Annotated in this window: 10 protein-coding genes, 2 pseudogenes and 1 other annotated feature; of the genes and pseudogenes, 8 read left to right on the top strand and 4 right to left on the bottom strand. The window is 48.1% G+C overall.

Translation table 11 applies throughout. From position 1 onward, the window contains the following. A partial coding sequence (locus tag BHE85_RS04540) for an IS1 family transposase (RefSeq protein ID WP_005004670.1) occupies positions 1-221 on the bottom strand: 221 nt, incomplete at its 3' end. A 64-nt stretch (positions 222-285) separates the two neighbouring features. Beyond that, positions 286-2,184 (bottom strand): annotated as a pseudogene (gene espL1, locus BHE85_RS04535) (type III secretion system effector EspL1). Positions 2,185-2,705: 521 nt separating this feature from the next. Between espL1 and thrS the strand changes: the two are divergent. The 8 genes from thrS to ihfA all read left to right on the top strand — a co-directional run bounded on the left by thrS (position 2,706) and on the right by ihfA (position 10,022). Beyond that, a complete protein-coding gene (gene thrS / locus BHE85_RS04530; RefSeq protein ID WP_001144196.1) occupies positions 2,706-4,634 on the top strand; it encodes a threonine--tRNA ligase in 1,929 nt (642 codons plus the stop codon). A 3-nt stretch (positions 4,635-4,637) separates the two neighbouring features. Next, entirely contained in the window at positions 4,638-5,180 is a 543-nt protein-coding gene (gene infC / locus BHE85_RS04525) for a translation initiation factor IF-3 (protein WP_032324421.1), read from the top strand. A gap of 96 nt (positions 5,181-5,276) precedes the next feature. After that, the gene (gene rpmI, locus BHE85_RS04520; protein WP_001124225.1) at positions 5,277-5,474 is read left to right on the top strand and encodes a 50S ribosomal protein L35; all 198 of its coding nucleotides are present in this window, start codon (positions 5,277-5,279) and stop codon (positions 5,472-5,474) included. A 52-nt stretch (positions 5,475-5,526) separates the two neighbouring features. After that, on the top strand, positions 5,527-5,883 hold the full coding sequence (gene rplT / locus BHE85_RS04515; protein WP_000124850.1) for a 50S ribosomal protein L20: 357 nt from the start codon (positions 5,527-5,529) through the stop codon (positions 5,881-5,883). 116 nt (positions 5,884-5,999) lie between these two features. Further along, positions 6,000-6,124 (top strand) — a sequence feature (Phe leader region). Continuing rightward, entirely contained in the window at positions 6,006-6,050 is a 45-nt protein-coding gene (pheM, locus tag BHE85_RS04510) for a pheST operon leader peptide PheM (protein ID WP_001386830.1), read from the top strand. It overlaps the preceding feature by 45 nt. Before the next feature lie 208 nt (positions 6,125-6,332). Beyond that, the gene (pheS, locus tag BHE85_RS04505) at positions 6,333-7,316 is read left to right on the top strand and encodes a phenylalanine--tRNA ligase subunit alpha (RefSeq protein WP_000018596.1); all 984 of its coding nucleotides are present in this window, start codon (positions 6,333-6,335) and stop codon (positions 7,314-7,316) included. A 14-nt stretch (positions 7,317-7,330) separates the two neighbouring features. Continuing rightward, positions 7,331-9,718 (top strand): phenylalanine--tRNA ligase subunit beta, encoded by a 2,388-nt coding sequence (gene pheT / locus BHE85_RS04500; protein ID WP_000672352.1) that lies wholly within the window; start codon positions 7,331-7,333, stop codon positions 9,716-9,718. A 4-nt stretch (positions 9,719-9,722) separates the two neighbouring features. Beyond that, positions 9,723-10,022 (top strand): integration host factor subunit alpha, encoded by a 300-nt coding sequence (ihfA, locus tag BHE85_RS04495; protein ID WP_001229265.1) that lies wholly within the window; start codon positions 9,723-9,725, stop codon positions 10,020-10,022. Positions 10,023-10,324: 302 nt separating this feature from the next. Here the strand turns inward: ihfA and BHE85_RS04490 are convergent, their stop codons facing one another. Further along, positions 10,325-10,465: a Hok/Gef family protein gene (locus BHE85_RS04490; protein WP_000078916.1), complete on the bottom strand. Its 141-nt coding sequence runs from the start codon at positions 10,463-10,465 to the stop codon at positions 10,325-10,327. A 190-nt stretch (positions 10,466-10,655) separates the two neighbouring features. Continuing rightward, a pseudogene (locus tag BHE85_RS28345) lies at positions 10,656-10,727 on the bottom strand (ogr/Delta-like zinc finger family protein); the annotation flags it as partial. Positions 10,728-10,823 lie beyond the last annotated feature (96 nt).

Raw genomic sequence — 10,823 nt, 5'->3', positions numbered from 1 at the left:
CCCATAATGCGTGCACTGGCGCGACATCCGACGCCATTCATGGCCATATCAATGATTTTCTGGTGCGTACCGGGCTGAGAGGCGGTGTAAGTGAACTGTAGTTGCCATGTTTTACGGCAATGAGAGCAGAGATAGCGCTGATGTCCGGCAGTGCTTTTGCCGTTACGCACCACGCCTTCAGTAGCGGAGCAGGAAGGACATCTGATGGAAATGGAAGCCACGCAAGCACCTTAAAATCACCATCATACACTAAATCAATAAGTTGGCAGCATTACCAATAGTTGGTTATAAATACGTCTTTAGTTCATCAGCACTAAAACTCAGGCTTTGGCTGATTACATTTATAGCAGCATAATATGTTTCTACAGTTTTATAATGATTATGATGAATGGCTATATGAACAGCTGACATGTTGTCATGATTTTTAGCGGCCAACAGTGTGAATAACTGACGTTGACTAAAAGAATATTTTTTTGCAAAAATATTCAGCGTCGATATATAAGATAACACGACGTCTTCATTACCCTTGCTCATGGCGATGTATAATACAGGGGTTCCATGTGCTGTAGCGCCTTTTAATAAATCCATGATGTTAGCTTTGCTCAACTTGTATTTAAAGGCGATGCCATTAATTTTAGAGAGGAACCGTGTGACACACAAAGGGTGATTATTTTCCATTGCAGCAAACAACCCTAGTTCACCATCACGTGTTTTCATTGCTAAAATATCCATCACTATTTTTTTGTTTAAAAGCTCTTGTGCTATTGGAGTGGTTAATGCATTCAGAAAGATATCGATTGTTTCATCGAACCCATACAACATGGAGATATAGAGCCCAGGTGTTTCGTTAGCACTTTTAGTTTGCAGTAATTTAACCAGATTATCTTCATGAATGATATGATTGTATATCAGTGACTGAATTTCTTGCATAAATATTTTTACGTTGTCAGTATGTCCGTTCATCATAGCCAGAAATAAAGCAGGTGTACCAACGCTATTCTGCGCAGTTATTATTTCAATGATTTCTTTTTCAGGGAGTATGGGCAACTGTTTGAATAATGTAATAAGCTGTTGAGTCTGGCCTGTGGCCATTATTAACAACATTGCCGATGGATGTATAGGGGCAAATGGCATTCGTGATGCAATACCCGCGAAAATAGCCCCTGGAACTCCCACAGGTAATAGGGGCAGAATAGCAATTGCACAGTTGCGAACATACCTATCAGCCCAGGTCTGAGCATCGGGACCTGAACTGATGAACTTATCAAGCGAAAGAAAGCCCCGTGCTGTCCTGTGGGTGCCTCTGACGGCAACGTTGGTATCGTTCGGGTCGTAGACGGACACTACATAGTTTAATTGTCCATACACTAACTGCTTTATTCGTAGCCTTACTGACAAAGTATGATTGTCTATATATAAAATCGCGGACATATGACTGACATTGTTTGCCATCATTCGACAAAAGAAAATATCTAAAGCGAAGCCAAAATCCTTACTCGCGATAACGCGACTCCCTGCAGGAGGATGGCGAAGTAATGCTCTGAACTCCGCATCCCGGACTAAGGGGACATGCTGCTGTATGGATTCAACGGAGGAGTAATGTTTAATCAGGTTGACTTTGCCTTTTCCATTTCTCAATGAATCAAGGGCGTATTGCAATGACAGATGGCGACAAAAAATAGCGTCAGAAGGAGATTGCAAAAAACATGCACTACCATTGAGATTTACTGTTGGTTGTATAGTTTTTTCTCTATGGATTTTTTTAGACAGTTTCATACAATGGTTACGATCTTCGGCAGTTAACTGTTCCTGCTCAATATAATCCAGTATGCTTCACAAATGGTTAGCCTTAATAGGCGTGGTTTCCAGAAATAAGGGAATGATTTCTTTTTTATAGTGTAATGTAATAAGTATATTTTCTGCATGGATGGGTGAAGTGGCAAAGTTAATGATAAAAAGGGCAGTGGAGTAACAATTTTGTGATATTTTTCGACAGTTTGCGGTAAATTCCTGAGTAATACAGTATGACAGCATCGAACTTAAGTCAGAGGTATCAAGTAGGGTGATGAGTTGGCGCGCAAATTGATTAATAAGCTCTGATGAAGGCGTTGGTATGTCGCTATCGATGTGCAATCTATGAGGAGACTTATAATGAGTTCTGATAATGATATCGTTTTGACTCATAATCTATTCACCTTATATATACTGGAGGTTTTGAGGATGATGATTAATTATTATCGCCAGAACGAAATGTGCACGAAAAATTGCTATAAGAATTGTGTCACTTTTATCATTGTGATATGACCACTTCGTCATTAATCTCATGATCGTTTAAATACTACCGCCAAATCACGCAACGAACTTTGCTGGATTCAGTTTATGCTGCTGTAAATCCGCTCGCAGTAAACCTTTCAGACGCACCGTGATGTTATCAGTGGTTCTTTAAGCGTTTTGCTGGTGTACTCACTACAAACGAATTGCGAATCGAATCAATGTGAAACGGAAAGGTACAATCTCCCTTTTTTTAGTGTTAACATCGTTCAACCGGGTGGAAGGTGAGAGGTTAATGTCTTTCATTTGTGTACCTGATTGCGAACCAATTTAGCATTTGTTGGCTAGATGGTTTCGCAATGAACTGTTAATAAACAAATTTTTCTTTGTATGTGATCTTTCGTGTGGGTCACCACTGCAAATAAGGATATAAAATGCCTGTTATAACTCTTCCTGATGGCAGCCAACGCCATTACGACCACGCTGTAAGCCCCATGGATGTTGCGCTGGACATTGGTCCAGGTCTGGCGAAAGCCTGTATCGCAGGGCGCGTTAATGGCGAACTGGTTGATGCTTGCGATCTGATTGAAAACGACGCACAACTGTCGATCATTACCGCCAAAGACGAAGAAGGTCTGGAGATCATTCGTCACTCCTGTGCGCACCTGTTAGGGCATGCGATTAAACAACTTTGGCCGCATACCAAAATGGCAATCGGCCCGGTTATTGACAACGGTTTTTATTACGACGTTGATCTTGACCGCACGTTAACCCAGGAAGATGTCGAAGCACTCGAGAAGCGGATGCATGAGCTTGCTGAGAAAAACTACGACGTCATTAAGAAGAAAGTCAGCTGGCACGCAGCGCGTGAAACTTTCGCCAACCGTGGGGAGAGCTACAAAGTCTCCATTCTTGACGAAAACATCGCCCATGATGACAAGCCAGGTCTGTACTTCCATGAAGAATATGTCGATATGTGCCGCGGTCCGCACGTACCGAACATGCGTTTCTGCCATCATTTCAAACTAATGAAAACGGCAGGGGCTTACTGGCGTGGCGACAGCAACAACAAAATGTTGCAACGTATTTACGGTACGGCGTGGGCAGACAAAAAAGCACTTAACGCTTACCTGCAGCGCCTGGAAGAAGCCGCGAAACGCGACCACCGTAAAATCGGTAAACAGCTCGACCTGTACCATATGCAGGAAGAAGCGCCGGGTATGGTATTCTGGCACAACGACGGCTGGACCATCTTCCGTGAACTGGAAGTGTTTGTTCGTTCTAAACTGAAAGAGTACCAGTATCAGGAAGTTAAAGGTCCGTTCATGATGGACCGTGTCCTGTGGGAAAAAACCGGTCACTGGGACAACTACAAAGATGCAATGTTCACCACATCTTCTGAGAACCGTGAATACTGCATTAAGCCGATGAACTGCCCGGGTCACGTACAAATTTTCAACCAGGGGCTGAAGTCTTATCGCGATCTGCCGCTGCGTATGGCCGAGTTTGGTAGCTGCCACCGTAACGAGCCGTCAGGTTCGCTGCATGGCCTGATGCGCGTGCGTGGATTTACCCAAGATGACGCGCATATCTTCTGTACTGAAGAACAAATTCGCGATGAAGTTAACGGATGTATCCGTTTAGTCTATGATATGTACAGCACTTTTGGCTTCGAGAAGATCGTCGTCAAACTCTCCACTCGTCCTGAAAAACGTATTGGCAGCGACGAAATGTGGGATCGTGCTGAGGCGGACCTGGCGGTTGCGCTGGAAGAAAACAACATCCCGTTTGAATATCAACTGGGTGAAGGCGCTTTCTACGGTCCGAAAATTGAATTTACCCTGTATGACTGCCTCGATCGTGCATGGCAGTGCGGTACAGTACAGCTGGACTTCTCCTTGCCGTCTCGTCTGAGCGCCTCCTATGTGGGCGAAGACAACGAGCGTAAGGTACCGGTAATGATTCACCGCGCAATTCTGGGGTCGATGGAACGTTTCATCGGTATCCTGACCGAAGAATTCGCTGGTTTCTTCCCGACCTGGCTTGCGCCAGTTCAGGTTGTTATCATGAATATTACCGATTCACAGTCTGAATACGTTAACGAATTGACGCAAAAACTATCAAATGCGGGCATTCGTGTTAAAGCAGACTTGAGAAATGAGAAGATTGGCTTTAAAATCCGCGAGCACACTTTGCGTCGCGTCCCATATATGCTGGTCTGTGGTGATAAAGAGGTGGAATCAGGCAAAGTTGCCGTTCGCACCCGCCGTGGTAAAGACCTGGGAAGCATGGACGTAAATGAAGTGATCGAGAAGTTGCAACAAGAGATTCGCAGCCGCAGTCTTAAACAATTGGAGGAATAAGGTATTAAAGGCGGAAAACGAGTTCAAACGGCGCGCCCTAACCGTATCAATGGCGAAATTCGCGCCCAGGAAGTTCGCTTAACAGGTCTGGAAGGCGAGCAGCTTGGTATTGTGAGTCTGAGAGAAGCTCTGGAGAAAGCAGAAGAAGCCGGAGTAGACTTAGTCGAGATCAGCCCTAACGCCGAGCCGCCGGTTTGTCGTATAATGGATTACGGCAAATTCCTCTATGAAAAGAGCAAGTCTTCTAAGGAACAGAAGAAAAAGCAAAGAGTTATCCAGGTTAAGGAAATTAAATTCCGTCCTGGTACAGATGAAGGCGACTATCAGGTAAAACTCCGCAGCCTGATTCGCTTTCTCGAAGAGGGTGATAAAGCCAAAATCACGCTGCGTTTCCGCGGTCGTGAGATGGCGCACCAGCAAATCGGTATGGAAGTGCTTAATCGCGTGAAAGACGATTTGCAAGAACTGGCAGTGGTCGAATCCTTCCCAACGAAGATCGAAGGCCGCCAGATGATCATGGTGCTCGCTCCTAAGAAGAAACAGTAAGGCCTTCAAGTAGCACTGTCTGTGGAGCCTTCGGGCTTCACAGGCTTTGTTCGCCTTTGTTTCGTTTATTAACAATGCGAAGTGGAAGTTATTAAAATGCCAAAAATTAAGACCGTACGCGGTGCTGCTAAGCGCTTCAAAAAAACCGGTAAAGGTGGTTTTAAGCACAAGCACGCTAACCTGCGTCACATTCTGACCAAAAAAGCGACCAAACGTAAACGTCACCTGCGTCCGAAAGCCATGGTTTCCAAAGGCGATCTGGGCCTGGTAATCGCGTGCCTGCCGTACGCATAAGCCGTTAACGTTTTTAACTTTTTAATTAGAATATAGATACAGGAGAGCACATATGGCTCGCGTAAAACGTGGTGTTATTGCACGCGCACGTCACAAGAAAATTTTGAAACAAGCTAAAGGCTACTACGGTGCGCGTTCTCGCGTATACCGCGTTGCCTTCCAGGCTGTTATCAAAGCTGGTCAGTATGCTTACCGTGACCGTCGTCAACGTAAGCGTCAGTTCCGTCAACTGTGGATTGCACGTATCAACGCAGCAGCACGTCAGAACGGTATTTCTTACAGCAAATTCATCAATGGCCTGAAAAAAGCCTCTGTTGAAATCGACCGTAAGATCCTGGCTGATATCGCAGTATTCGACAAAGTAGCGTTCACCGCTCTGGTTGAAAAAGCGAAAGCAGCTCTGGCATAAGCCAGTTGAAAGAGGGAGCTAGTCTCCCTCTTTTCGTTTCAACGCCATCAAAACATTGACTTTTATCGCCGTAGCCTTTTCAATAAAGGTCTTTTGAAGAGTACCAAAAGGTAACGCAAGCAATGAATGCTGCTATTTTCCGCTTCTTTTTTTACTTTAGCACCTGAATCCAGGAGGCTAGCGCGTGAGAAGAGAAACGGAAAACAGCGCCTGAAAGCCTCCCAGTGGAGGCTTTTTTTGTATGCGCGTTTTGAAAAATAAAAAGCCAGTCTATCAGGCGTAATTGTCGCAGCCAGTCTGGATACGGCCAGCGCGGAGAAACCGGAGCGTATTTAAGTACGTGAGAATTTCGAGCACTGCCCGGGACCAAAATGGCAAGTAAAATAGCCTGATGGGATAGGCTCTAAGTCCAACGAACCAGTGTCACCACTGACACAATGAGGAAAACCATGTCACATCTCGCAGAACTGGTTGCCAGTGCGAAGGCGGCCATTAGCCAGGCGTCAGATGTTGCCGCGTTAGATAATGTGCGCGTCGAATATTTGGGTAAAAAAGGGCACTTAACCCTTCAGATGACGACCCTGCGTGAGCTGCCGCCAGAAGAGCGTCCGGCAGCTGGTGCGGTTATCAACGAAGCGAAAGAGCAGGTTCAGCAGGCGCTGAATGCGCGTAAAGCGGAACTGGAAAGCGCAGCGCTGAATGCGCGTCTGGCGGCGGAAACGATTGATGTCTCCCTGCCAGGTCGTCGCATTGAAAACGGCGGTCTGCATCCGGTTACCCGTACCATCGACCGTATCGAAAGTTTCTTCGGTGAGCTTGGCTTTACCGTGGCAACCGGGCCGGAAATCGAAGACGATTATCATAACTTCGATGCTCTGAACATTCCTGGTCACCACCCGGCGCGCGCTGACCACGACACTTTCTGGTTTGACACTACCCGCCTGCTGCGTACCCAGACCTCTGGCGTACAGATCCGCACCATGAAAGCCCAGCAGCCACCGATTCGTATCATCGCGCCTGGCCGCGTTTATCGTAACGACTACGACCAGACTCACACGCCGATGTTCCATCAGATGGAAGGTCTGATTGTTGATACCAACATCAGCTTTACCAACCTGAAAGGCACTCTGCACGATTTCCTGCGTAACTTCTTTGAGGAAGATTTGCAGATTCGCTTCCGTCCTTCCTACTTCCCGTTCACCGAGCCTTCTGCAGAAGTTGACGTCATGGGTAAAAACGGTAAATGGCTGGAAGTGCTGGGTTGCGGGATGGTGCATCCGAACGTGCTGCGTAACGTTGGCATCGACCCGGAAGTTTACTCTGGTTTCGCCTTCGGGATGGGGATGGAGCGTCTGACTATGTTGCGTTACGGCGTCACCGACCTGCGTTCATTCTTCGAAAACGATCTGCGTTTCCTCAAACAGTTTAAATAAGGCAGGAATAGATTATGAAATTCAGTGAACTGTGGTTACGCGAATGGGTGAACCCGGCGATTGATAGCGATGCGCTGGCGAATCAAATCACTATGGCGGGCCTGGAAGTTGACGGTGTAGAACCGGTTGCCGGTAGCTTCCACGGCGTGGTCGTTGGTGAAGTGGTTGAGTGTGCGCAGCATCCGAACGCTGACAAACTGCGTGTGACAAAAGTGAATGTCGGCGGCGATCGCCTGCTGGACATCGTCTGTGGTGCGCCAAACTGCCGTCAGGGCCTGCGTGTGGCGGTAGCTACCATTGGTGCTGTTCTGCCGGGTGATTTCAAAATTAAAGCGGCGAAACTGCGTGGCGAACCGTCTGAAGGGATGCTGTGCTCCTTCTCTGAACTGGGAATTTCTGACGATCACAGCGGCATTATCGAACTGCCTGCAGATGCGCCGATTGGCACTGACATCCGCGAATACCTGAAACTCGATGACAACACCATCGAAATCAGCGTAACGCCAAACCGTGCCGACTGCTTAGGTATCATTGGTGTTGCGCGTGACGTTGCCGTGCTGAATCAGCTGCCGCTGGTTGAACCGGAAATCGTTCCGGTTGGTGCGACCATCGACGACACGTTGCCGATTACAGTCGAAGCGCCTGAAGCCTGCCCGCGCTATCTTGGCCGTGTGGTAAAAGGCATTAACGTTAAAGCGCCAACTCCGCTGTGGATGAAAGAAAAACTGCGTCGTTGCGGGATCCGTTCTATCGATGCAGTTGTTGACGTCACCAACTATGTACTGCTCGAACTGGGCCAGCCGATGCACGCTTTCGATAAAGATCGCATTGAAGGCGGCATTGTGGTGCGGATGGCAAAAGAGGGCGAAACGCTGGTGCTGCTTGATGGCACTGAAGCGAAGCTGAATGCTGACACTCTGGTCATCGCCGACCACAACAAGGCGCTGGCGATGGGCGGCATCTTTGGTGGCGAACACTCTGGCGTGAATGACGAAACGCAAAACGTCTTGCTGGAATGCGCTTTCTTCAGCCCGCTGTCTATCACCGGTCGTGCTCGTCGTCATGGCCTGCATACTGATGCGTCTCACCGTTATGAGCGTGGCGTTGATCCGGCACTGCAGCACAAAGCGATGGAACGTGCGACCCGTCTGCTGATCGACATCTGCGGTGGTGAGGCTGGTCCGGTAATTGATATCACCAACGAAGCAACGCTGCCGAAGCGTGCAACCATCACTTTACGTCGTAGCAAACTGGATTGCCTGATCGGCCATCATATTGCTGATGAACAGGTAACTGACATTCTGCGTCGTCTCGGCTGCGAAGTGACCGAAGGCAAAGACGAGTGGCAGGCAGTTGCGCCGAGCTGGCGTTTCGATATGGAGATTGAAGAAGATCTGGTCGAAGAAGTCGCGCGTGTTTACGGCTACAACAACATCCCGGATGAGCCGGTACAGGCAAGCCTGATTATGGGTACTCACCGTGAAGCTGACCTGTCGCTCAAGCGCGTGAAAACGCTGCTCAACGACAAAGGCTATCAGGAAGTGATCACCTACAGCTTCGTTGATCCGAAAGTGCAGCAGATGATCCATCCAGGCGTTGAAGCCTTACTGCTGCCAAGCCCGATCTCTGTTGAAATGTCAGCAATGCGTCTTTCTCTGTGGACCGGCCTGCTGGCAACCGTGGTGTACAACCAGAACCGTCAGCAGAACCGTGTGCGCATTTTCGAAAGCGGTCTGCGTTTCGTACCAGATACTCAGGCACCGTTGGGCATTCGTCAGGATCTGATGTTAGCCGGTGTGATTTGCGGTAACCGTTACGAAGAGCACTGGAACCTGGCAAAAGAGACCGTTGATTTCTATGATTTGAAAGGCGATCTTGAATCCGTTCTCGACCTGACCGGTAAACTGAATGAGGTTGAGTTCCGTGCAGAAGCGAATCCGGCACTGCATCCGGGGCAATCCGCAGCGATTTATCTGAAAGGGGAACGTATTGGTTTTGTTGGAGTTGTTCATCCTGAACTGGAACGTAAACTGGATCTTAACGGTCGCACTCTGGTGTTCGAACTGGAGTGGAACAAGCTCGCAGACCGCGTGGTGCCTCAGGCGCGCGAGATTTCTCGCTTCCCGGCGAACCGTCGTGACATCGCGGTGGTGGTCGCAGAAAACGTTCCCGCAGCGGATATTTTATCCGAATGTAAGAAAGTTGGCGTAAATCAGGTAGTTGGCGTAAACTTATTTGACGTGTACCGCGGTAAGGGTGTTGCGGAGGGGTATAAGAGCCTCGCCATAAGCCTGATCCTGCAAGATACCAGCCGTACACTCGAAGAAGAGGAGATTGCCGCTACCGTCGCCAAATGTGTAGAGGCATTAAAAGAGCGATTCCAGGCATCATTGAGGGATTGAACCTATGGCGCTTACAAAAGCTGAAATGTCAGAATATCTGTTTGATAAGCTTGGGCTTAGCAAGCGGGATGCCAAAGAACTGGTTGAACTGTTTTTCGAAGAGATCCGTCGCGCTCTGGAAAACGGCGAACAGGTGAAACTCTCTGGTTTTGGTAACTTCGATCTGCGTGATAAGAATCAACGCCCGGGACGTAACCCGAAAACGGGCGAGGATATTCCCATTACAGCACGGCGCGTGGTGACCTTCAGACCCGGGCAGAAGTTAAAAAGCCGGGTCGAAAACGCTTCGCCCAAAGACGAGTAATCTGATCTAACTAAAAAGCCGCTCTGCGGCCTTTTTTCTTTCAATAACTAATTGATTTATAATGTTTTATATCTCTTCGTTCCACGATGCGTCCACATTTAGTGGGGGGAGGGGAGTAAGCCCGCTACATTGTGGGCTTTGTCTTATAGTCTGATCACTGTTTCAAGTCGGTGAGGACACCAAAAAGAACCCCCGCAGTTTTTACGCTGCGGGTTTGTTGTTCATGTCTGTGAGATAGGGTGCCTTATCGACCTTACCCTGGCAACCGATTGACGGGGGATTGCTCCCCCGTCGCGGTTTCCTTACTGCTTACACTGTAAGAACGCCGCAAACTCCGCTCCCCAGAAGCTCATCCGTATTTCGCACAGCGAACCGTGCAGCATCCAGATGATGAGGATTGCCGTCACGCAGAACGTGATGGCCGTAAGCGATTTTTGCGACATAGCGCTTGCTCCTTTTTCGGGGAGGCGCTAACCTATCACTTGCTTAGGGTAGACGGTTAGGGCCTCGGTTAAACAAAAATGTTTTCCGGGGCCTTTCCACATCTGGCCTTCAGGTATTCCCTCCGACCATCAGCCGAAAGGCACCCGCGCGTAATCTATCGCTTTTTTGTTACTCCGGCAATTCTGCTCGTTAATTCTGAGGTAAGGGCAAACTCATCTGATTGTTTCCTCTGTGTGAAGTTGGCAGTTCATGCCACGGTAGACTGGCCCCCTGAATCTCCAGACAACCAGTATCACTTAAATAAGTGATAGTCTTAATACTAGTTTTTAGACTAGTCATTGGAGTACAGATGATTGA

It is taken from the genome of Shigella sp. FC1567 (genome assembly GCF_001743015.1).
In the GTDB taxonomy this organism is placed as follows: domain Bacteria; phylum Pseudomonadota; class Gammaproteobacteria; order Enterobacterales; family Enterobacteriaceae; genus Escherichia; species Escherichia coli.
This window is presented reverse-complemented; position numbering and strand designations above follow the sequence as displayed.